22 protein-coding genes are annotated in these 21,883 nt (G+C 69.6%); 14 read left to right on the top strand and 8 right to left on the bottom strand.

The window, feature by feature from the left end; translation table 11 throughout:
• Nucleotides 1–7 precede the first annotated feature (7 nt).
• From ACBJ59_RS58320 to ACBJ59_RS58280, 9 genes are all read left to right on the top strand, one after another.
• Nucleotides 8–1,066, top strand: coding sequence for an MBL fold metallo-hydrolase (locus ACBJ59_RS58320; protein ID WP_375118597.1), 1,059 nt, complete (start codon nucleotides 8–10; stop codon nucleotides 1,064–1,066).
• Nucleotides 1,067–1,117: 51 nt separating this feature from the next.
• The gene (locus tag ACBJ59_RS58315) at nucleotides 1,118–1,990 is read left to right on the top strand and encodes an SDR family oxidoreductase (RefSeq protein WP_364125928.1); all 873 of its coding nucleotides are present in this window, start codon (nucleotides 1,118–1,120) and stop codon (nucleotides 1,988–1,990) included.
• 184 nt (nucleotides 1,991–2,174) lie between these two features.
• Entirely contained in the window at nucleotides 2,175–3,332 is a 1,158-nt protein-coding gene (locus tag ACBJ59_RS58310; RefSeq protein ID WP_364125930.1) for an ROK family transcriptional regulator, read from the top strand.
• A gap of 24 nt (nucleotides 3,333–3,356) precedes the next feature.
• Nucleotides 3,357–4,841, top strand: coding sequence for a sugar ABC transporter ATP-binding protein (locus ACBJ59_RS58305; RefSeq protein WP_375118596.1), 1,485 nt, complete (start codon nucleotides 3,357–3,359; stop codon nucleotides 4,839–4,841).
• On the top strand, nucleotides 4,841–5,848 hold the full coding sequence (locus ACBJ59_RS58300; RefSeq protein ID WP_364125935.1) for an ABC transporter permease: 1,008 nt from the start codon (nucleotides 4,841–4,843) through the stop codon (nucleotides 5,846–5,848). Before ACBJ59_RS58305 ends, ACBJ59_RS58300 begins: the two co-directional genes overlap by 1 nt.
• Complete coding sequence (locus ACBJ59_RS58295) at nucleotides 5,845–6,891, top strand: ABC transporter substrate-binding protein (protein WP_364125938.1); 1,047 nt, start codon at nucleotides 5,845–5,847, stop codon at nucleotides 6,889–6,891. The genes ACBJ59_RS58300 and ACBJ59_RS58295 overlap by 4 nt, the downstream gene beginning before the upstream one ends.
• 17 nt (nucleotides 6,892–6,908) lie before the next feature.
• Complete coding sequence (locus tag ACBJ59_RS58290) at nucleotides 6,909–8,060, top strand: Gfo/Idh/MocA family protein (protein WP_375118595.1); 1,152 nt, start codon at nucleotides 6,909–6,911, stop codon at nucleotides 8,058–8,060.
• Entirely contained in the window at nucleotides 8,057–9,064 is a 1,008-nt protein-coding gene (locus ACBJ59_RS58285; RefSeq protein ID WP_364126044.1) for a sugar phosphate isomerase/epimerase family protein, read from the top strand. Before ACBJ59_RS58290 ends, ACBJ59_RS58285 begins: the two co-directional genes overlap by 4 nt.
• Nucleotides 9,065–9,244: 180 nt before the next feature.
• Nucleotides 9,245–10,540, top strand: a complete 1,296-nt coding sequence (locus tag ACBJ59_RS58280) for a Fic family protein (protein WP_375118594.1) — start codon at nucleotides 9,245–9,247, stop codon at nucleotides 10,538–10,540.
• A gap of 75 nt (nucleotides 10,541–10,615) precedes the next feature.
• Here the strand turns inward: ACBJ59_RS58280 and ACBJ59_RS58275 are convergent, their stop codons facing one another.
• Genes ACBJ59_RS58275 through ACBJ59_RS58265 form a run of 3 tightly spaced genes read right to left on the bottom strand, consistent with a single transcriptional unit; the run spans nucleotide 10,616 to nucleotide 12,369 of the window.
• Nucleotides 10,616–11,704, bottom strand: a complete 1,089-nt coding sequence (locus ACBJ59_RS58275) for a Zn-dependent alcohol dehydrogenase (protein ID WP_375118593.1) — start codon at nucleotides 11,702–11,704, stop codon at nucleotides 10,616–10,618.
• A gap of 24 nt (nucleotides 11,705–11,728) precedes the next feature.
• Complete coding sequence (locus ACBJ59_RS58270; protein ID WP_364125950.1) at nucleotides 11,729–11,920, bottom strand: ferredoxin; 192 nt, start codon at nucleotides 11,918–11,920, stop codon at nucleotides 11,729–11,731.
• Nucleotides 11,917–12,369: a pyridoxamine 5'-phosphate oxidase family protein gene (locus tag ACBJ59_RS58265; RefSeq protein WP_364125952.1), complete on the bottom strand. Its 453-nt coding sequence runs from the start codon at nucleotides 12,367–12,369 to the stop codon at nucleotides 11,917–11,919. Before ACBJ59_RS58265 ends, ACBJ59_RS58270 begins: the two co-directional genes overlap by 4 nt.
• A gap of 86 nt (nucleotides 12,370–12,455) precedes the next feature.
• On the opposite strand from ACBJ59_RS58265, the gene ACBJ59_RS58260 reads away from it, so the two are divergent.
• The gene (locus ACBJ59_RS58260) at nucleotides 12,456–13,085 is read left to right on the top strand and encodes a class I SAM-dependent methyltransferase (RefSeq protein ID WP_375118650.1); all 630 of its coding nucleotides are present in this window, start codon (nucleotides 12,456–12,458) and stop codon (nucleotides 13,083–13,085) included.
• Between the two features lie 22 nt (nucleotides 13,086–13,107).
• On the opposite strand, the gene ACBJ59_RS58255 is transcribed toward ACBJ59_RS58260, so the two are convergent.
• The 4 genes from ACBJ59_RS58255 to ACBJ59_RS58240 form a co-directional block, all read right to left on the bottom strand.
• Nucleotides 13,108–14,031: a DUF1702 family protein gene (locus ACBJ59_RS58255; RefSeq protein WP_375118592.1), complete on the bottom strand. Its 924-nt coding sequence runs from the start codon at nucleotides 14,029–14,031 to the stop codon at nucleotides 13,108–13,110.
• A gap of 240 nt (nucleotides 14,032–14,271) precedes the next feature.
• Nucleotides 14,272–15,333, bottom strand: coding sequence for a prenyltransferase (locus tag ACBJ59_RS58250; protein ID WP_375118591.1), 1,062 nt, complete (start codon nucleotides 15,331–15,333; stop codon nucleotides 14,272–14,274).
• A complete protein-coding gene (locus ACBJ59_RS58245; RefSeq protein WP_375118590.1) occupies nucleotides 15,330–16,040 on the bottom strand; it encodes a class I SAM-dependent methyltransferase in 711 nt (236 codons plus the stop codon). The genes ACBJ59_RS58250 and ACBJ59_RS58245 overlap by 4 nt, the downstream gene beginning before the upstream one ends.
• A gap of 19 nt (nucleotides 16,041–16,059) precedes the next feature.
• Nucleotides 16,060–17,304: a glycosyltransferase family 4 protein gene (locus ACBJ59_RS58240; protein WP_375118589.1), complete on the bottom strand. Its 1,245-nt coding sequence runs from the start codon at nucleotides 17,302–17,304 to the stop codon at nucleotides 16,060–16,062.
• 268 nt (nucleotides 17,305–17,572) lie between these two features.
• On the opposite strand from ACBJ59_RS58240, the gene ACBJ59_RS58235 reads away from it, so the two are divergent.
• Entirely contained in the window at nucleotides 17,573–18,598 is a 1,026-nt protein-coding gene (locus ACBJ59_RS58235) for a GDP-mannose 4,6-dehydratase (RefSeq protein ID WP_375118588.1), read from the top strand.
• A gap of 54 nt (nucleotides 18,599–18,652) precedes the next feature.
• Here ACBJ59_RS58235 and ACBJ59_RS58230 read toward each other — a convergent pair whose 3' ends face one another.
• The gene (locus tag ACBJ59_RS58230; protein WP_375118587.1) at nucleotides 18,653–19,468 is read right to left on the bottom strand and encodes an AraC family transcriptional regulator; all 816 of its coding nucleotides are present in this window, start codon (nucleotides 19,466–19,468) and stop codon (nucleotides 18,653–18,655) included.
• A 59-nt stretch (nucleotides 19,469–19,527) separates the two neighbouring features.
• Here ACBJ59_RS58230 and ACBJ59_RS58225 point away from each other — a divergent pair, with 59 nt between their 5' ends.
• From ACBJ59_RS58225 to ACBJ59_RS58215, 3 genes are all read left to right on the top strand, one after another.
• Nucleotides 19,528–20,100, top strand: a complete 573-nt coding sequence (locus tag ACBJ59_RS58225; protein ID WP_375118586.1) for a helix-turn-helix domain-containing protein — start codon at nucleotides 19,528–19,530, stop codon at nucleotides 20,098–20,100.
• On the top strand, nucleotides 20,093–20,929 hold the full coding sequence (locus ACBJ59_RS58220) for an SRPBCC domain-containing protein (RefSeq protein WP_375118585.1): 837 nt from the start codon (nucleotides 20,093–20,095) through the stop codon (nucleotides 20,927–20,929). The genes ACBJ59_RS58225 and ACBJ59_RS58220 overlap by 8 nt, the downstream gene beginning before the upstream one ends.
• A 156-nt stretch (nucleotides 20,930–21,085) precedes the next feature.
• On the top strand, nucleotides 21,086–21,496 hold the full coding sequence (locus ACBJ59_RS58215) for a DUF2000 family protein (protein ID WP_375118584.1): 411 nt from the start codon (nucleotides 21,086–21,088) through the stop codon (nucleotides 21,494–21,496).
• Nucleotides 21,497–21,883: the final 387 nt, after the last annotated feature.

The following is a 21,883-nucleotide window of genomic DNA, read 5'->3' as shown; positions in this document are numbered from 1 at the left end:
CGGGCATGTGGCGAATTTCGTAGTGACACCCTCGAACGCGGCACAGCGAGAGGCGTGGGTCGGCGGGGCCATCCCCGAAGTCGAGCGGGTACGCCCGGGGCTGTGGTCGGTCCCGGTGCCGATCCCCATCAACCCCCTCCGGTACGTGCTGGTCTACGTCCTCGAGCTGGCCGACGGCGTGGCGATCATCGACGCCGGCTGGAACACGGACGAGGCGTACGACGCGCTCGTGGCCGGCCTGGGCGTGGCCGGTTACGAGATCACCGACGTCAAGGGTGTGCTCGTCACCCACATCCACCCCGACCACTACGGGCTCGCGGGGCGCGTGCGCGAGATGTCGGGCGCCTGGATCGCGCTGCACCCGGCCGACGCCCGCCTGGTCCGCGAGCGGTACGACGACGAGGCCATCGACTCCCTGGTCCAGCGGGAACGGGCGCTGCTGCGGCGCTGCGGCGTCCCCGAGCTGACGCTGGACGAGCTGGCCGGGGCCTCCATGATGATCCGGCACATGGTCTCGATGGCCAAGCCCGACCGCCTGGTCGAGGACGGCGACGACCTCGGCCTGCCGGGCTGGGACCTGCGGGCCGTCTGGACGCCCGGCCACTCGCCGGGGCACCTGTGCTTCGTCTCGCCGGAACGCAAGGTGCTGTTCTCCGGCGACCACGTGCTGGCGAAGATCACGCCCATCGTGGCCGTGCATCCCCAGTCGGGGCCGAACCCGCTGGCCGACTACCTCGACTCGCTGGCCGCCGTGCGCAAGCTGGAGGTGGAGGAGGTGCTGCCGGCGCATGAATTCCGGTTCCTGGAGCTGGCCGAGCGGGTGGACACCGTGATGGCCCACCACGACGCGCGGCTGGCCGAGATCGAGGGCGTCGTGGGCGCGCTCGACGGGGTCGCCTGCTGGGAGGTGGCCACGCGGTTGACCTGGTCGCGGCCGTGGGAGACGATCCCGCCGTTCATGCGTCGCTCGGCCAACAACGAGACGCTGGCGCACCTGGCCTGGCTGGAGGCGAAGGGCCGGGTGATCAGGGAACCTGGTGAGCCGGACCTGTGGCGACCGGCCTGAGGCGGTTATCGTACTCGTACTAGAATGTTGTTCTCCTGCGTAGGAGGTTCGATGCTTCGGTTCGATGACAGGGTCGCGATCATCACGGGGGCCGGGCACGGCCTCGGGAAGTCGCACGCGCTCATGCTGGCCGAGAGGGGCGCCAAGGTCGTGGTCAACGACCTCGGAGGCGCGCTCGACGGCACGGGCGCCTCGGCGGGGCCCGCCGCCGAAGTCGTCGATCTCATCACGAAGAACGGCGGCCAGGCCGTGGCGAACGCCGACAACATCGCCACGCCCGAGGGCGCCAGGGCCGTCGTGCAGGCGGCCGTGGACGCGTACGGCAGGGTCGACATCGTCGTCAACAACGCGGGCATCCTCCGGGACAAGTCGTTCGGGAAGATGACGGTCGAGGACTTCGACGGGGTGCTGGCCGTGCACGTACGCGGCTCCTACCTGGTCAGCCAGGCCGCCTACCCGCTGATGAAGGAGGCCGGCTACGGGCGGATCGTCAACACCTCAAGCCCCGCCGGGCTGTTCGGCAACTTCGGCCAGGCCAACTACTCCACCGCCAAGATGGGCCTGGTGGGCCTGACCAAGACGCTCGGGATCGAGGGCGCGCGCAGCGGCATCAGGGCCAACGCGATCGCGCCCATCGCCTGGACCCGGATGACGGAGGCGCTGCTGCCTGCCGAGTTCGAGGCCAAGTTCACGCCGGAGCGGGTGAGCGCGCTGGTGGCGTACCTCGTGCACGAGTCGTGCGAGGCCAGCGGCGAGGTGTTCAGCGTCGGCGGCGGCCGGGTGGCGCGGGTGTTCGTGGCGGAGGGGCCGGGCTGGAAGACCGACGACCTCACGCCCGAGGCGATCGCGGACAACTGGGAGTCGGTCATGGCCGAGCAGCCGTACGTGCTGACGGCGGCCGACTCCATGAAGGCGATGCTCTAGAACGGGGGTTCTGGACGGGACGCGGCGCCGGTCTCCTCGTACGAGGGGGCCGGCGCTTTCGCATGCCGCGACAAGTGCCGAAATGTCGGTGAAAGCGGGCTTTGTTCGATCTTCGGCGGAAGTTGGGGGAGTTTGGTCGATTATCACTCTTGATTTGCCGCATCGGTGATCTTATTGTCGCGACATGACCCCCCAGCCGGGCTCCGCCGGCGACGTGCTGACGCTGATCAGCGCGGGCTCCGCAACGACCCGTTCCGATCTGGCGAGGCTTACCGGCCTGGCCAGATCCACGATCTCCCAGCGTGTGGACGCGCTCATCGAGCGTGGCCTGGTCGAGGAGACCGAGAGCGGCGAGTCCACCGGCGGCCGCCCGCCGCGCCAGCTGCGCCTGCACACCGAGGACCACGCCTTCGCGGGCGTGGACCTGGGCGCCACGCACTGCCGGGTCGCGCTGATGGACATCTCCGGCAACGTGCTGGCCGAGTGCGAGGACGGGCTGCTGATCGGCGAGGGCCCCGAGAAGGTGCTCGCCCACGTCGACCAGCGGCTCGACCATCTGCTCGGCCGGGTGGGACGCCCCCGTGCGGCGCTGCGGGCGGTCGGGATCGGGGTCCCGGGGCCGGTGGAGTTCGCGACGGGACGGCCGAACAACCCGCCGATCATGCCGGGCTGGAACGACTATCCCGTCCCCGAGTACTTCGCGGGCGTCGAGGTCCTGGTGGACAACGACGTCAACGTGATGGCGCTGGGCGAGCACCGCAACGCCTTCGCCGGCACCAGTCACCTGCTGTTCGTCAAGGTCGGCACCGGCATCGGCTGCGGGATCATGGCGGAGGGCAAGCTGCACAGGGGCGCCCAGGGTTCGGCCGGCGACATCGGGCACATCCGGGTCAGCGGCCACGAGGACGCCGGCTGCCGGTGCGGCAACAGCGCCTGCCTGGAGGCCGTGGCCGGCGGCGCCGCGATCGCGCGGCGGCTGACCGAGCTGGGGCTGCCGGCGGAGTCGGGCGCCGACGTCGTGGCGCTCGTGCAGTCGGGCAACACCCAGGCGCTGCGCCTGGTCAGGGAGGCGGGCCGGCTCATCGGTGAGGTGCTGGCCAGCCTGGTCAACTTCTTCAACCCCGAGGTCATCGTCATCGGCGGCGCGCTGTCGCGGGTGCACGAGCATCTTCTGGCCGGGATCAGGGAGACGGTCTACCGCAGGTCGCTCCCGCTGGCCACGCACCACCTGTCGATCACTCCGAGCCGTACGGGGATCAACGCCGCCACACTCGGCGCCGGGATCCTCGCCATCGAGCACTACCTGTCACCGGACAACATCAACCGCATCGTCAACGCCTGATACAACGCCTGAAGGGACTTCCCGATGCTGGTCATGCAGGGCATCGTCAAGCAGTTCCCCGGCGTGCGCGCGCTGGACGGGGTCGACCTGGACGTACGAGCAGGCGAGGTGCACTGCCTGCTCGGCCAGAACGGCGCCGGCAAATCCACATTGATCAAGGTGCTGGCCGGAGTCCATCAGCCGGACGAGGGCACGATCCTGTTCAACGGCGCGGAAGTGCGCCCCGGCAGCCCCATCGACGCCATCAAGCTCGGCTTCGCCACCATCTACCAGGAACTGGACCTGGTCGACGGGCTCAGCGTGGCCGAGAACATCTTCCTCGGCCACGAGCACGCCCGCCTGGGCTTCGTGAACCGGGCCGCCGGCCGCCGTGCCGCCCGCGAGGTGCTGGAACGGCTGGGCCACCCCGAGATCCGGCCGTCGGCCGAGGTCGGGCGGCTGTCGCCGGCGGCCAAGCAGGTCGTCTCGATGGCCCGCGCGCTCTCCCACGACGCCCGCCTGATCATCATGGACGAGCCGTCGGCCGCCCTCGCGCACGACGAGGTGGCCAACCTCTTCCGCATCATCCGCGAGCTCACCGCCCAGGGTGTGGCCGTGGTCTACATCTCCCACCGCCTGGAGGAGATCCGCGAGATCGGCGACCGGGTCACGGTGCTGAAGGACGGCCGCACGGTCGCCGTCGGCCTGCCCGCCCGCGACACCCCGACCACGCAGATCGTCTCCCTCATGACGGGAAGGAACGTCGAGTACGTCTTCCCGCCCAGGGGCGGGCGCGAGCCGGGCGAGGAGGTGCTCCGCGTCGAGGGCCTGGCCTCGCCCGGAGTGTTCGCCGACGTCTCGTTCTCCGTGCGGGCGGGCGAGATCGTGGGCCTGGCCGGGCTCGTCGGCTCGGGCCGCTCGGAGATCCTGGAGGCCGTGTACGGCGCCCGCCCCGCCTCGGGCCGCGTCCTGCTCCAGGGCCGCCCGGTACGCCGCGGCGTCGTCAGCATGGTCAGGAACGGCATGGGCCTGGCCCCCGAGGAACGCAAGGCCCAGGCCCTGATCCTCGACCAGAGCGTCACCTCGAACATCACGCTGGGCACCCTGCCGGCCTTCTCCAGGTTCGGCTGGATCGACCGCAAGCGGGAGCGGAGCGAGGCCAAGCGCCTGTCGGAAATGCTGGACATCCGACCACCCGACCCCGAACGACCGATCAGGAACCTGTCGGGCGGTAACCAACAGAAGGCCGTGCTCGCCCGCTGGCTGCTCGGCGGTCGCAAGCTGCTCCTGCTCGACGAGCCGACCCGCGGCGTGGACGTGGGGGCCAGGGCCGAGCTGTACGCGGTGATCCACGACCTGGCCGCGAAGGGCATCGGCGTGCTGCTGGTCTCCAGCGAGGTGCCGGAGGTGCTGGGCCTGGCCGACCGGGTGCTGGTGCTGCGCGAGGGGTCGGTCATCCATGAAGGAGAGGCGGCTGAGCTGGACGAGCACCGCGTACTTGACATGATCATGAATGGGAGGGCGGCGTGATGAGCGAGCCCACGACGGATCGGCCCGCCGGGAAGGCGGTCGCGCCAGTACTGAGATCGACGTGGGGCCTGGGCGAGATGCGGCATCTGGGCCTCTTCGGAGCGATCGCCCTGCTGGTCGTGGTCGGCCTGGTCACCCGGCCCGACAATTTCGCCACCGCCTCGAACCTGGTCAGCATCCTGTCCCTGGCCGCCACGATCGGCGTGATCACGGTCGGGGCCACGTTCGTGATCATCGGCGGCGGCATCGACCTGTCGGTGGGGGCCGTGATGGCCCTGGCCAGCGTGTGGGCGACGACGCTGGCCACGCAGTCGTACGGGCCGGTGGTGATGGCGATCTGCGCCATCCTCGTCGGCACGGGGGCGGGGCTGGTCAACGGACTGCTGATCGCGTACGGGCGGCTGGTGCCGTTCATCGCCACGCTGGCCATGCTGGTGGCCGCCCGCGGGCTGGCACAGCGCATGTCCGACCGCAAGACCCAGCTCATCCAGTCGGACAACACGGCCCTCGTGGACCTGTCGACCACGCGCCTGGCCGGCATCCCCCTGCTGGTCTACATCTTCGCCCTGGTGGTGGTGCTCGGGTGGGTCGTGCTCAACCGCACGACCTTCGGGCGGCGCACGTACGCGGTCGGCGGCAACCCCGAGGCGGCCCGCCTGGCCGGGATCGACGTACGCAAGCACACGATGCTGCTCTACGCGCTGTCCGGGCTGTGCTGCGGCATCGCCGCCATCCTCATCATGGCGCGCACCACGACGGGCTCGTCCACCCACGGCGACCTGTACGAGCTCGACGCCATCGCCGCAGTGATCATCGGCGGCACCCTGCTCACCGGAGGGCGAGGGACGATCATGGGCTCCATCCTGGGCCTGCTGATCTTCACCCTCATCACGAACCTCTTCATTCTCAACGGGCTCAACACCAGCGACCAGCTGATCGCCAAGGGCCTGATCATTGTCGTCGCCGTCCTTCTCCAGCGGCGGAACCTGAAGGAGAGAGCACCATGAGTGACAACGTCGCGCGCCGGGGATTCCTCGTCGGCGGAGCCGTTCTTTTAGCAGCAGGTTGCACGAGCAACGAGCCCGCGGCCTCGCCGACGAGCGCGGCCCCGGCTCCCGCTCCGGCAGCCAGCGGCAACGATCAGCCCGGGACGAAGGTGGTGATCGGCTTCTCGGCCCCCGCCGCGGACCACGGCTGGATCGCGGCCATCGCCAAGAACGCCGAGAGCGCCGCCAAGCAGTATTCCGACATCGAGTTCAAGCCCGTCGAGCCGACGAACGACATCAACCAGCAGATCTCCGCGGTCGAGTCGCTCATCGCGGCCAAGGTGAACGCGCTGGTCATCCTGCCCAACGACGGCCAGCAGCTGAACCAGGTCGCGCTGCAGGCCACCGAGGCCGGCATCCCGGTCATCAACCTCGACCGCATCTTCCCCGACAAGCTGGCCTACCGGACGTGGATCGGCGGCGACAACTACGGCATGGGCGTGGCCGCCGGGCACTTCATCGGCAAGCAGCTGAAGGACAAGGGCGTGTCGAACCCCGTGATCGTCGAGATCCAGGGCATCGCCACGCTGCCGCTGACCCAGGACCGCAGCAAGGGGTTCGCCGACGCGCTGAAGACGTACGGGTTCAGCGTCACGGCCAAGCAGGACGCCAAGTTCACGGTCGAGACCGGCAACCAGGTGGCCACGTCGCTGCTCCAGGCGCACAAGAAGATCGACGCGCTCTGGAACCACGACGACGACCAGGGCGTCGGCGTGCTCGCCGCGATCAACGAGGCGAGCCGCAAGGAGTTCATCATGGTCGGCGGCGCCGGCTCGCTCAACGCGATGAAGGAGATCCAGTCGGGCAACTCCGTGCTGCAGGCCACAGTCACCTACAGTCCGACCATGGCCTCCTCGGCGATCAAGCTCGCGCGTCTGATAGCACAGGGGAAGGGCATGAGTGATCTGGTGGAGAACCAGGTGCCACAGTCGATCACACTCGCGTCCGAGACCATCACCAAGGAGAACGTCGAGAAGTACCTGGCGCTCGGCTTCGAATCCTGATCCTGATCGGGGGTTGCATGTCAGACAGAACCACCATCGGCGTGGGCATGGTCGGCTACGCCTTCATGGGCCGCGTCCACTCCCAAGCCTGGCGAAGCGTCGGCGCGTTCTTCGACCTGCCGCTGGCACCGCGCATGGCGGTGCTCTCCGGCCGGTCGAAGGAACGCACCGAGGCGGCCGCAGCGCAGCTCGGCTGGGCCGACATCGAGACGGACTGGAGAGAGCTGGTCAAGCGCGACGACGTGCAGATCGTGGACATCTGCACGCCCGGCGACTCCCACGCGGAGATCGCGATCGCCGCGCTGGAGGCCGGCAAGCACGTGCTCTGCGAGAAGCCGCTGGCCAACACCGTCGCCGAGGCCGAGGCCATGGTGGCGGCCGCCGCTTCGGCGACGGGCAAGAGCATGGTGGCCTTCAACTACCGGAGGGTGCCCGCGGTGGCGCTCGCCCGCCGGTTCGTGGAGGAGGGCCGGATCGGCGAGGTCAGGCACGTACGCGCCGCGTACCTGCAGGACTGGATCATCGATCCCGAGTTCCCGCTGGTCTGGCGGCTGCAGAAGGACAAGGCCGGGGCGGGCGCGCTCGGCGACATCGGCTCGCACATCATCGACGCCGCGCAGTTCATCACCGGCGAGCGCGTGGTGGGCGTGTCGGCGCTGACCGAGACGTTCATCAAGGAACGCCCGCTGGCGACGGAGTCGGCGGGGCTGGGCGCCACCGGCTCCGCCGCCAGGGGACCGGTGACCGTGGACGACGCGGCGCTGTTCATCGGGCGGCTGTCGGGCGGCGGGCTGGCCTCGTTCGAGGCGACCCGCTTCGCCGGCGGTCGCAAGAACGCGATGCGCATCGAGATCAACGGCTCGCACGGCAGCGTGGCCTTCGACTTCGAGGCCATGAACGAGCTGTGGTTCAGCGAGGGCAGCGGACCCTTCGAGCGGATCCTGGTCACCGAGCCCGACCACCCGTACGTCGGCGCCTGGTGGCCGCCCGGCCATGGCCTCGGCTACGAGCACACCTTCACCCACGAGATCAAGGACTTCCTGGAAGCGGTCGCCACCGGAGCCGACCCGACACCGTCGTTCGCGGACGGCCTGCGGGTGCAGCGGGTGCTGGAGGCGGTCGAGCGCAGCGCGGCCGAGGGTAGCCGCTACACGGACGTGGAGGACTGATGAGACCGGTCACGCTGTTCACGGGACAGTGGGCGGACCTGCCTTTCGAGGAGGTCTGCCGGCTGGCGGCGGAATGGGGCTACGACGGGCTGGAGATCGCCTGCTCGGGCGACCACTTCGACGTGGCCCAGGCGGTGGCGGACCCGTCGTACGTGGAGCAGAAGCGCGCCCAGCTCGACAAGCACGGCCTCAAGGTGTGGACGATCTCCAACCACCTCGTCGGGCAGGCGGTCTGCGACCACCCCATCGACGAGCGCCACAAGGCCATCCTCCCGGCCCGCATCTGGGGCACCGGCGACCCCGAGTCCGTACGCCAGGCCGCGGCCGAGGACCTGAAGAACACCGCGCGTGCCGCCGCCCTGCTGGGCGTGGACACCGTGGTGGGCTTCACGGGGTCGTCGATCTGGCACACGGTGGCCATGTTCCCGCCGGTGCCCGCCTCCATGGTGGAGGCCGGCTACCAGGACTTCGCCGACCGCTGGAACCCGATCCTGGACGTCTTCGACGAGGTGGGGGTGCGCTTCGCCCACGAGATCCACCCGAGCGAGATCGCCTACGACTACCACACCACCGTGCGGACCCTGGAGGCCATCGGCCACCGGCCGGCGTTCGGGCTGAACTGGGACCCGTCCCACATGGTCTGGCAGGACCTGGACCCGGTGGCGTTCATCCTGGACTTCAAGGACCGCATCTACCACGTGGACTGCAAGGACACGCGGGTGCGGGTCGGCGACGGTCGCAAGGGCCGCCTCTCGTCCCACCTGCCGTGGGCGGACATGCGCCGGGGCTGGGACTTCGTCTCCACCGGCCGCGGCGACGTGCCCTGGGAGGACTGCTTCCGGGCGCTCAACTCCATCGGGTACGAAGGCCCGATCTCGATCGAGTGGGAGGACGCCGGGATGGACCGGCTCGACGGGGCCAAGGAGGCGCTGGGCTACATCCGCAAGCTCAACTCCATCACCCCGCCGACGACGGCCTTCGACGCGGCCTTCTCCACCACCTAGGCTCCTGCGGGGGCGGGGGGCAGCCCATTGGCCTTCCGCCCCCGCAGGTAGGACAGCCCTGTAGGGATCGCAGCGGGCCCGCGAGCCATGTCGAGCCTGGTTTTCTTTCATCCACGCCGCGACCGTGAAAGAATACGGATTATCCTTTCACGCCGACGGGAGAGGTGAAAGGATAACGGGGTGGCGGAATACCTCGAGGCGTCGTGGTCTGCGGCGTGGGATGCCCCGAGCAAGCGAAACAGGCGTGGGGGCGTCTATCGCCCCTATGTGCCCGACAGGCTGACGGGCGGAAGCGTCCTCGTATCGCCGGACATCGCGCAGGAAGCCGCCAAGGCGGAAACGCTCGTGCAACGGCTCACCGCCCACTCCGCCAGCCACGGGGTGGATGGCCTCGCCCGCTTCCTTCTCCGTTCGGAGGCCATCGCCTCGTCGCGTATAGAAGGACTCCAGACATCCCCCCAGCAGGTTGCCCTCGCCGAACTGGCTGCTCACGAAGCTGGCGTGTCGCGGGGATTCACGGCGACGGCGGCTCTGGTCGCCAACAACGTGACGGCACTTCGGCGGGCGGTCACCGAGCTCGTGGGCGTCGAGGCGGTGGCCACGGCGGACATCGTCGCCCTGCATACCGCGCTACTTCCCGAGGAGAAGCACCACGGTCTACGTGAGGTACAGAACTGGGTCGGGGGAGGCGATTGGCATCCCCTGGACGCCGAGTTCGTCCCTCCGCCGCCTGAGCTGGTACGCCCGTTGATGGATGATCTCGTGTCGTACATCAACACGGCGGAGCACGCGCCGCTCATTCAGGCAGCTCTGGCCCATGCGCAGTTCGAAACGATCCACCCGTTCACGGATGGTAACGGCAGAGTCGGCCGGGCTCTGGTGCACACGATTCTCACACGACGAGGGCTGACACCTCATGCGGTCCTTCCGATAAGCCTTGTACTGCTCACTCGATCGGATGCCTACGTTGACGGGCTGACGGCCTACAGGCATGGCCGAGACCGTCACTCGGCTGAGGCGCGGCAGGGGACGGATGCGTGGCTAAGAGTGTTCCTCGCGGCTACGACCACGGCCGTTGAGCAGGCCAAGAGGTTCGCCGACGAACTTGACGAACTGCACGTTGAGTGGTTGGAACGGCATCGGCGATTTCGCCAGTCACAGGGATTGCGGTCGGTGCCACGAGCCGACTCAGCGGTCGCGCGTCTGCTGAATCTCCTGCCTGCGGCGCCGCTCGTGACCGCCCGGACCGTGCAGTGCCTGCTTTCCGTCACGCACCCGGCTGCCCGGCAGGCGCTGGAGGAGCTCGCGGGAGCGGGCATTTTGCATCCGAAGCAGGTCGAGAGAAATACAAGGGGATATCTGGCTCGCGAGATCTTCGAGCTGCTCACATTGACCGAGCGTCGCTTGGCGAGTACCCGCTGGGATACCCGCGAATCGCCGCCCGGGCGAATTGTTCCCGCCCGGCCACAAAGGTGAGTGTCTTCGGGGAGGGGCCGTGGCAGTGCGTGATGCGAGGGCCGATCCTCCCCGAGGAGAGGATCGGCCGTAGGGTCAGTCCATCAGGACGATCTGGCGAAGGACCTCGCCGCCTCGCAGGGCCGCCACCGCGTCGTTCAGGTCGCCGAGGCGGATGCGGGAGCTGATCATCGACTCGAGGTCCAGCAGGCCGGTCTTGTGCAGCTTGGCGAAGTAGGGGAAGTCGTGCCGGACGTCCGCCTCGCCGTACAGGCTGGAGAGCAGGTTCTTGCCCTCGAACAGCAGGCTGAACGCCGAGATCGACACCATGTCGTCCATCGCGCCCGCCCCGACCACGATGACGTCGCCGCCGGCCCGGGTGATCTGCCAGGCGCTCTGGATCGTGGCCGACTTGCCGACGACCTCGAAGCCGTAGTCGAAGCCGCCGCCGCCGGTGAGCTCGTTCAGCGCCTCGGGGACCTGCTCGGGCGTCACCGCGTGCGTGGCCCCGACCTTCCTGGCCAGCTCGTGCTTGGACTCCAGCGGGTCCACCGCCAGGATCGTCCTGGCGCCGGAGACGCGGGCGCCCTGGATGACGGACAGGCCGACGCCGCCGCAGCCGATCACCGCGACCGTGGAGCCCGGGCGTACCTTCGCCGTGTTGATCGCGGCGCCCACGCCGGTCGTGATGCCGCAGCCGATCAGGGCCGCCGCCTCCCACGGCACGTCATCGTCGATCTTGATCGCGCCCTGCCAGGGCACGATGATCTCCTCCGCCCAGGTGCCGCACCCGGCCATCCCGAACACCGTCGCGTCGTCGCCGCCGAGCCGGAAGTTGCCCTTGCTGAAGGACTCGATGACGTACTTCATGCACAGGTACGGCTGGCCGCCCACGCACAGGTCGCACTCCTGGCAGGCCGGGCGCCAGCTGATGACCACGTGGTCGCCCGGCTTGACCGAGGAGACGTGCTCGCCCACCTCGACCACCTCGCCCGCGCCCTCGTGGCCGGGGACGAGCGGCACGGGTTGCGGCAGCACGCCGGACATGGCCGACAGGTCCGAGTGGCAGACGCCCGTCGCTCTGATCCGAACGCGTACGTCCGTCGGCCCGACCGGGGCCAGGGTGACGTCGTCTCGGATGTCGAGCTTGTCGTTGCCTACGGCGTGCAGGATCGCGGCGCGCATGGGGGTTCCTCCTCGTGCCTGGGGCTATTCCTCGAAGGACAGAGCGGCTTTCGGGCAGGACCTGACCGCGTGGCGGACGCGGTCCTGCAACTCGGGGGGTGGTTCGGGAAGAAGGATGTGCAACTGGTCGTCGTCGTCCACGTCGAACACCTCGGGCGCGAGCCCCATGCACACGGCGTTGGCCTCGCAGACCAGCTCGTCCACCTTGACCTTCATCGCAGCCTCCTGTGGTCCCATGAGACCACTCTGGTGCGCTCGACGACGTACGCGACCCGCTTGAGGCCGGTTTTCTCCACGTACGGACGGAGCAGTTCGTCCGGCACACCAGGGGTCATCCTGCGGGCGATCAACAGGCCGATGGCCATGACGCGGTCGCGGTCGTCCACCTGCCGGGCCTCGCCGTACAGCAGGACGCCGCGGAGCTCGTCGTAGTCGTCGCCGGTCTCGATGAGGCAGCTCACCCGGGGGTCGCGGGCCAGGTTCCGGGCCTTCTGCGCCTTGCCGTAGGTCCAGAAGGCGATCCGGCCCTCGTCGAGGCCGTAGAACATGGTCACCAGATGCGGGGTGCCGTCCGGGTTGATGGTGGCCAGCTGCAGCTTGCGCGAGTTCTCCAGGAACGAGGTGACGTCGTCGTCCGACATGGCGATGCGAGCGCGCTGATTCACGCTGCCAAGTAGAACAGGTTGCAGAACGGCCCTGCAAGAGTCCGCTGGAATGTTATTCGGTTCGGCTAGGGTGCATCTTCATGACGATGCCGTCGGAGCTGCTGTACGCGGCGAAACATGCCAAGGGATTCATGCCGCCCGACGAGGGTCTGGCCCTGTTCGAGACCGCCTGCCGCTACGGGAAGGTCGGTCCCATCTGCGAGATCGGCACCTACTGCGGCAAATCGGCCATCTACCTCGGTGCGGCCGCCCGGCAGGCCGGGTCGGTGGTCGTCACCGTCGACCACCACCGCGGCTCCGAGGAGATCCAGCCGGGCTGGGCGCACCACGATCCGACCCTGGTGGACCCCAGGTTCGGGAAGATGGACTCGCTGCCGACGTTCAGGTCCACGATCGCGGCGGCCGGGCTGGAGGAGGAGGTGATCGCCATCGTCGGGAAGTCGGAGCGGGTCGCGGGCCTCTGGAACACGCCGCTGGGCATGCTGTTCATCGACGGGGGGCACTCCGAGGAACCGGTGACCCGCGACTACGAGGGCTGGGCGCCGCACGTCCTGGCGGGCGGGGCGCTGGTCTTCCACGACGTCTATCCGAACCCGGCAGACGGGGGGCAGGCCCCGTACCGGGTCTACCAGCGGGCGCTGGCGTCGGGCGCGTTCGACGAGGTGGCCGTGACGGGCTCGCTGCGCGTCCTCGAACGCGTCGGTCCGGGGATCTAGCGGCAGGGCGTCAGCGCGGCCCTCAGTAGCGGTGGCGGCGGGTCCAGGAGCGGCGGGTCTGCGACTGCCAGCTCTGGAAGTCCTCGTGCGTGTGCGCCTCGTGCCCGAGCGCGATGAGCGCGCGGTCGGTCCACGAGGCCGCCTCCTCGGGCTCGGCGTCCGCCAGGATCGGTACGGCCTGCGCCACGTGGTCGGGCAGCTCCCCGGACCGCAGCCGCGCGGTCACGGCGAAGGCGCACCCCTGGGCCAGGTACGCGCGGAACCCGTCGGCCCCCGCGTGCTCGGTCAGCCACCACAGCTCGTCGGCCTCGGCCCCGCCCGTGTACGTGGCCGCGAACCCGACCCCGCTCCACAGGTCGGCCCGCCGCGCCGCCGGATACCCGCTGATCCGGGCGCCGACGTCGTCGGGCGAGGCGCAGTCGTGGTACCAGAGCAGCCGCCCCAGCCCCTGGTCGAACACCGCGCAGTGCGCCCTGGTGAGCAGGTCGGGCATCGTGCGCTCGCCCACCATGCGATCGGTCCTGGACAGGCCCCACTGGAAGCCGAACCCGTCCACCGCCAGCCACCGCAGCAGCGGATGGGCCCGCCGCGCACCCCAGACCGGGCGCAGCCGCAGCAGCGCGTACCCGCGCCCGGCCCCGAGGTAGGCGGCGTGGCGGTGATGTTGGGCGGGGCCGGCCAGTAGCTCGTGAAGGCGCCGGCCCCGAGTCAGGGTGAGCAGGTCGAGTACGGTGCAGGCAGCGGCCGCCCCCTCGTAGCCGAAGGGCCGCTGCTCATCCGGAATTTCCTCGACCTTCTCCACTTCTCGCGACATCACCGCGTTGTAACCGAAGACGTAGGACTTCTCGGCCTTCGTGAAGACCGTCCGCGGTGCTCCGCCCCTGAGCCGGAACCTGCGCCGGCTCAGATCGGACTCCAGCGGATCCTTCGCCAGGAACCTCCGCAACCCCCTGGCCCGTGACAGCGTCGGCCCAGTGGACGACGCAGTTGTCGGCCCGGTTGTCGGCCCGGTTGTCGGCTCGGTCCTGACCTGGTCCAAGAACGATGTTGTGCCCGTGTCGCCCACGCTTCCCCCGAAGACGCCTCGTACGGCCAGACACGAAGCTAGTAAGCGCATTGCGCCTTTCATCGGCGGCACACCGGATTTCCCCGGCAAAGAACCCGCAAAAGCCCTTGTGCCCCGGGGTCAGCGCCCCTCGTCGGCCCCCTGCGGAGGCACCCGTACGGCGGCGCACCCGCACACCTCGGGGTCGGACACGGCAGTCCCGTCGATGTCGCGGAACAGCCCGGCCCCCGGCGAGAAACCGAACAGCGCGTCGGCCGCCAGGACGGTCGCGGCGGCGGTGTAGCCGGAGCGCTCGTGCGGGAAGTGCTTGCGGTTGGCGAACTGCCACCCGGTCCAGTACGAGCCGTCCTCGTGCCGCAGGTGCTGCATGTCGGCGAACAGCGCGAGCGCCCGCTCCCTGTCGCCCAGCGCGTCGAGCGCCAGCACCAGCTCGCACGTCTCGGCCCCCGTGACCCACGGCTGGTCGGAGACGCAGCGGATGCCGAGCCCCGGCACCACGAACGTGGCCCACTCCCGCTCCAGCAGCTCGAACGCCTCCCGCCCGCGCACGGCGCCGCCCAGCACCGGGTAGTACCAGTCCATGGAGAAGCGGCTCTTGTCCGCGAACGCCTCGGGGTGGGCCGACAGCACGTGCGCCAGCCGGTCGGCGGCCAGCTCCCAGTGCGGCTGCGGGTCCCCCAGGTCGTCCGCGAGCAGCACGCCGCAGCGCAGCCCCTGGTGGATGGAGGAGCAGCCGGTGAGCAGCGCGTACGTCGAGGCTCTGCCCCGCGCGTCGCGCTCCCAGACGATCTCGCCCCGCTCGGTCTGGAGCCCCGCCACGTAGTCGAGCGCCGCCTTGACCATCGGCCAGCTCTGCTCGGTGAAGCGCCGGTCGCCGGTGACGAGGTGGTGGTGCCAGACGCCGACGGCGATGTAGGCGGCGTGGTTGGTCTCGCCGCCCAGCTCGGTGGGCACGCCGTCGACCAGCTTCATCGGCCAGGAGCCGTCGGGGCGCTGGTGGCGGGCCAGCCAGGCGTAACCCCGGCGTACCGGCTCGGACAGCCCCGCCACGGACATCGCCATCAGGCACTCGACGTGGTTCCAGGCGTCGACGTGGCCCTCCGGCCACGGCACGCCCCCGTCGTCCTGCTGGATCGCCGCGATGCTCTCGGCCGTCCTGACGACCTCACCGCGGGAGATCATGGCTTCCTGACGTAGAGGACCACGCTCTTGCCGATGATCGGGTTGAGCAGGGTCTCGGCGATCCTGGTCGCGGCCGGGCGCTTCATGATGTCCCAGACCAGCAGCTCGTGGTACGCCTTCGCGAGCGGGTGCTCGTCGTTGTTGACGCCCACCGCGCACTTGATCCACCAGTAGGGGGCGTGCAGGCCGTGGGCGTGGTGGTGCGGGCCGATCTCGAACCCGGTGGACTTGAGCTTAGCCGACAGCTCGGCGAGCGTGTAGATGCGTACGTGCCCGCCGGGAGCGGTGTGGTAGTCCTCGTCCAGCGCCCAGCAGATGCGCTCGGGCAGGAAGCTGGGCACGGTGATGGCGGCCGTGCCGCCCGGCTTGAGCACGCGGAAGATCTCGCTCATGGCCGCCATGTCGTCGGGGATGTGCTCCAGCACCTCGGCCGCGATGACCCGGTCGAAGCTGCCGTCCTCGAACGGCATGTCCAGCGCCGTGCCCTGGACGATCTCGCCGGTGGCGCCGTCGGGCACCTCGCCCGCCTTGTCCATCGCCACGAACATGGCCGCCACGCCGTCCAGCTCCGACTGGTCCATGTCGAACGCGATCACGTCCGCGCCCCTGCGCAGCACCTCGAAGGCGTGCCTGCCGCCGCCGCAGCCCAGGTCGAGCACGCGCACGCCGGGGCCCACGGGAAGCCGGGCGAAGTCCACGGTCAGCACTTGTCGCTTCTCCTTGTGATCATTTCCGGTGGGCCGAGATGGCCTCGTGGTAGGCCTCGACGGTCCTCTTGGCCACGACGCGCCAGGTGTAACGCTCCATGACGCGGTCGTATCCGGCCTTGCCCACCCGCTCGCGCTCCTCCGGCGAGTCGTGCAGGCGGCGCAGCACCGAGGCCAGCTCCTCGGCGTCGCCCGGCGGCACCTGTACGGCCGCGTCGCCGACGACCTCGGGCAGCGCGCCCGTACGGCTGGCGACCAGGGGCGTGGCGCAGGCCATGTGCTCGACGGCGGGCAGCGAGAAGCCCTCGTACAGCGAGGGCACGACCGAGATCTCCGAGGTGGCGATCAGCTCGCCCAGCTCGTCGTCCGAGATGCCGTGCACGAAGCGCACCCGGTCCTGGAGCGAGAGCTCCTGGACGAGCTGCTCGGTCGGGCCGCCCGGGGTGGGCTTGCTCACGACGGTGAGGTTCACGTCGCGCTCGGTGGCCAGCTTCGCCACGGCCCGCAGCAGCGTCGAGACGCCCTTCATGGGGGAGTCGGCGCTGGCCACGGCCACGATCGAGCCCTTGCGCCGGGGCTTGTCCGGGCGCGGGTGGAAGTAGCGGGTGTCGACGCCCAGCGGGATCAGGCGCATGTTGGCCTGGGGAACGTTGAAGTCGCGGTGGATGTCGGCCAGCGAGGACTCGCTGACGGTCAGGATCGGGCTCAGCCGGGGCGCGACGCGGGACTGCATCTTCACGAAGCCGTACCAGCGGCGCATGGTCAGCTTCTTCGCGCCCGTGGCGGCCTCGAGCTCGATGCGCCGGTCCACGCTGATCGGGTGGTGGATGGTCCCGACCACGGGGAACAGCTTCTGGATCCCGAGCAGGCCGTAGCCGAGGGTCTGGTTGTCCTGCACGACGTCGAAGTCGCCGACCCGCTTCTTCAGCTCACGGTAGGCCCGCAGCGTGAACGTCAGCGGCTCGGGGAAGCCGGCGGTCCACATGGTGCCGACCTCGAGCCAGTCGATCCAGTCGCGGTATTCGTGCAGCTTGGGCGTTCTGAACGGGTCCTCGTCGCGGTAGAGGTCGAGGCTGGGCACCTTCCGCAGGATGACGCCCTCGTCGAGCTCGGGGTAGGGCTGACCGGAGAACACCTCGACGTGGTGCCCGAGCGCGACCAGCTCCCTGCTCAGGTGACGGAGATAGACGCCCTGGCCGCCGCAGGTGGGTTTGCTGCGGTAGGACAGAAGCGCGATCCGCAGGGTTCGTTCCCGCACGGACACCCCTTTCTCCGCCGGTAGGGCCCGAAGTCGGGCGTGTACCGTGAAAGATGACCTTAGTCCGAGAAGGCTACCATTCGGTAGGTCGGCTGGAATTGTTCACAATGGCCGTCGCAGGTCGTGCGAACTGCGACGTTACCGTAACCGAGCGTGGTTCGGTGGAACGTGTTCTAGGTGGCTTGATGCCCTATTGGGGTGCTTGGCTGTACATTCCCGTCCCAAAGGGCACGGCGTCGGTGGCCGTGTCCAGCAGTGATAGTTGGAGGACCCCTTGGCCAGGCGCGCTCTGATCACCGGCATCACCGGCCAGGACGGTTCCTACTTGGCGGAGCACCTGCTGGAGCAGGGATACGAGGTGTGGGGCCTGGCCAGGGGTCAGGCGAACCCGCGCGTGTCGCGGATGCGCAGGCTGCTGGCGGACGTCCAGGTCGTGCGTGGTGACCTGCTGGACCAGGGGTCGCTGATCTCGGCGGTGGAACGCGTTCAGCCGGACGAGGTGTACAACCTGGGGGCGATCTCGTTCGTGCCCATGTCGTGGGAGCAGGCGGAGCTCACTGCCGAGGTGACCGGGATGGGCGTCCTGCGGATGCTTGAGGCGATTCGCGTGTGTTCGGGCGTGTCGCGGGGCGGTACGGGCGCGGCGGGGCAGATCCGCTTCTATCAGGCTTCGTCGTCGGAGATGTTCGGTCAGGTCAGCGAGACGCCCCAGAACGAGCGCACCGCCTTCCACCCGCGCTCCCCGTACGGGGTGGCCAAGGCGTACGGGCACTTCCTCACGCAGAACTACCGCGAGTCGTACGGGATGTTCGCCGTGTCCGGGATCCTGTTCAACCACGAGTCGCCGCGCCGCGGGGCCGAGTTCGTCACCAGGAAGGTGTCGCTCGGGGCGGCCCGGATCAAGCTGGGACTGGCCACCGAGCTGCGGCTGGGGAACCTGGAGGCGCGGCGCGACTGGGGCTTCGCCGGCGACTACGTCAAGGCCATGCACCTGATGTTGCAGGCCGGCAACCCCGAGGACTACGTGATCGGCACCGGGCGGATGAAGTCCGTCAGGGAGCTGGTGGAGGCGGCCTTCAACGCGGTGGGGCTGGACTGGGAGCAGTACGTGGTGACCGACCAGACGTTGCACCGGCCGGCCGAGGTGGACCTGCTGTGCGCGGAGCCGAAGAAGGCGCGGACGCAGCTCGGGTGGGAGCCGCGGGTGGCGTTCGACGAGCTGGTGGCGATGATGGTCGAGTCGGATCTGCGGCTGCTCACCGACGGTGGCGACCCCCATGAGGACAGCTCCTGGCCGTGATGCGCCTGACCGTGATGCGCCTGGCCGTGATGTGCCTGGTCCGGGCCTGTTCCGTCAGCTGACGGCCCGGCGGTAGGCGCCGGGGGTGAGGCCGAAGTAGCGGGTGAACCAGCGGGTCAGGTGGCTCTGGTCGGCGAAGCCCGTCGCCGCGGCGGCCTCGCTGATGGGGGTGCCGGCGGCGATCAGCGCGCGGGCCCTTCTGAGGCGGAGCTGGCGCTGGTAGTCGCTGGGCGGGAGGCCGTACTCGGCGTGGAAGGCTCGGTAGACGGCGTACCGGCTGGTGCCGGTCTCCCTGGCCAGGTCCTCGATGGTGAGGTCGTCCGTCATGCGGTCGTGCAGGAGCTGCCTGGCCGCCCTTGCCGAGGCTGATCTCTCTCGCCTTTCCCGGACGGGGGAGGCGGCGGCTCTCCGCACGATGGCCGCGATCGTGGCCGTGAGCAGCTCGTCGCGGCGCAGCGCGGGCGTGCCGTCGTCGAGGAGGGCCGCGTGCAGGGCGCGCAGCGCGCCCGCGAGCGCGGGGTCGTCCACCACCGGGGCGGCGAAGAGGGGCAGGCCCGTACGGCGGCCCGACACGTCCGCCAGGGCACCGGCCACCAACTCCGGACCGATGTGGACGATGCGGTAGGTGAAGCCGAGCGCGTCCGTGGCGTGGCCGTCGTGCGGGTCCTCCGGGTTGAAGGCCATGACCATGCCCGCCGCGCTCGTGTGCGCCGAGCCCCGGCACGAGAACGACTGCGCGCCGGCCTCCGTGACCCCGAAGGAGTAGGTCTCGTGGCTGTGCCGGTGGTAGACGTGCCGCTCGAAGTGGGCGTGCATGGCCTCCAGCGGCCGGTCGGGTGACCGCCAGTATCGGGACCAGCCATGCGCCACCCCTCCATTGTGCCGCCGTATTGACAAAGATGATTTTTACGTAAAAGATTGTTTTTGCGATGAGAGACGTCCTGTATCTGGAAGAGATCGAGCAGGCCGAGGCACTGCTCAAGCCGCAGCGCGTGGAGGTGCTGCGGCAGCTGGCCGAGCCCCGCACCTGCTCGGAGGTCGCCGAACGGCTCGGGCAGACGCCGCAGCGGGTCTACTACCACGTCAAGCGGCTGGTCGAGGCGGGGCTGGCCGAGCTGGTGTCCGAGCGCAAGGTGCGCGGGGTCCACGAGGGCATCTACCAGGCCGGCGCGCGGTCCTACTGGCTGTCGCCGCGCCTGGTCGGCCGGATCGGGCTGCGCAAGGCCCGCGACGAGCTGAGCCTCGGCTACCTGCTCGACCTGATGGAAGAGGTTCAGGCCGACATCGCGGCGCTCGACAGGGCCGCCCCCGAGCTGCCGTCGATCGGATTGTCCGGGGAGATCCACGTGCGGCCGGAGAACCGGCAGGAGTTCCTGAACGAGCTGCAGGGCCTGCTGCAGGACCTGTTCACCCGGTACGGCGGGTCGGAGGGCGACGCCTTCAAGCTGGCCCTGGCCTGCTATCCCAAGACAGAGCCCAGAGGAGAAAGAGACGATGACTGAGCCCATGATCATCCGCGCCCGCATCCCGGCACCGGCCGATCAGGTGCGCCGCGCGCTGACCGACCCGGCCGCCATGCGGATCTGGCTGGCCGAGCACGTCGAGGTGGAGGTGCCGGAACGGTTCGGGTTCTGGGGGCGTACGACCCCGGAGGGGGACGCGCCGCACCAGCGGCTGCTGCACGTTGACGAGCGTACGGTGCGGTTCGCGTGGCTGCTCGACGGCGAGGAGACGACCACCGAGCTGACGGTGGAGGCGGACGGGGCCGATCGGACGATCCTGACCCTGTCGCAGACGCACTGGGACTTCGAGGACGTCGTCACGGGCAAGAGCATCCGGGGGGTGCTGCAGACGTACTGGTGCCAGGTGCTGACCAACCTCGCCGAGCACTTCGAGGGGCGGCCCCTGACGCCGATGCAGGACTACACCTCGACGGAGATGCGGGTCGAGATGGAGGTCGGGGCGTCGCCGTCGGAGGTGTTCGAGTCGATCACCTCGTCCGAGGCGGTGACGAAGTGGTTCGGCTATCTCATCGAGATCGAGCCGCGCGTGGGCGGGCGGCTCGCGATGGGCGGCTTCGACAACAACCCCGACCCGGCGAAGGTGCTGGAGCTCGAGCCCGACCGGAAGTTCGCCGTTGACTGGGGCGCTGCGGGGGTCGGGACGTGGGAGCTGGCTGGGTCCGGCGGGAAGACGCGGCTGACGCTGGTGCAGAGCGGGTTCGACGAGGCGCGGCCGCCGTTCGCGGCCTGGGGCGGGTTCCTGTCGGGCTTCGCCGAGCTGCGGCGTTACCTGGAGGTGCCCGACTGGCAGCCGGTCATCATGGCGTAGGCGTACGAACGGGGCGGGCGCCTGGGGTGGGCGGGCTGCCGGGCCTTGCTAGGCCGAAGGGGCGTCCCGGCTGGATGAGGCGCCCGCGCGGTCACGATGGCGTGGGCGCACGAGCGTTCAAGACCGGGAGTGGGCGGGGCGGCAAGACTGGCGGCCATGCGTTTCGACACCAAGATCGGCATTGTCGTCCGGTCGGACCTGGCCACCTGGCAGCGCCTCAACGTCACCGCCTTCCTCGCCGGCGCCGTGGCCGGCGGGGTGCCCGGGATGGTGGGGGAGCCCTACTCGGACGCGTCGGGGAACTCGTACCTGCCGACGTTCCGGCAGCCCGTGCTCGTGTACGAGGCGGACCTGGCCTCACTCCGGAGCGTCCGGGAGAGGGCCGTGGGGCGGGGGATGGACGTGGCCGTGTACATCGAGGAGATGTTCAAGACCGGCAACGACACGGACAACCGGGCGGCTGTGCGGGGGGTTGTGGCGGGGGAGCTGGAGTTGGTGGGGGTGGCCGTACATGGGGCGAAGAACGGGGTGGACAAGGTCCTGAAGGGCCTGCGCCTGCATCCTTGAGGTTGCGGTCGCACGTTAGGCGTCGGGGGCGTTGGCCTGTGGATATCGCCCCGCCCTCCACAGAACCACGTTCGGCCGCCCTTCGCCCGGCCTCGCCGGACCATCCTTACGGCCATGAACCACCCGCTCCCCGCGCTGTCCTCCTCACCAACAGACCGCCCCACCCCGACCCCCAATCTCCCTACCGCAACCCCCAAACCCCCAACCCCCACTCACAATCCCCTCACCGAAACCCCCACTCCCCCCACCTCCGCCCACACTGCCCCCACCTCCGCCCACACTGCCCCCACCTCCGCCCACACTGCCCCCACCTCCGCACACACTGCCCCCACCTCCGCCCACACTGCCCCCACCTCCGCCCACACTGCCCCCACCTCCGCCCACACT

Origin of the sequence: Nonomuraea sp. MTCD27 (assembly GCF_041950495.1) — a bacterium.
GTDB lineage: Bacteria > Actinomycetota > Actinomycetes > Streptosporangiales > Streptosporangiaceae > Nonomuraea.
The sequence above is the reverse complement of the archived record's forward strand: the minus strand, read 5'-3'. Positions and strand labels throughout refer to the sequence as shown.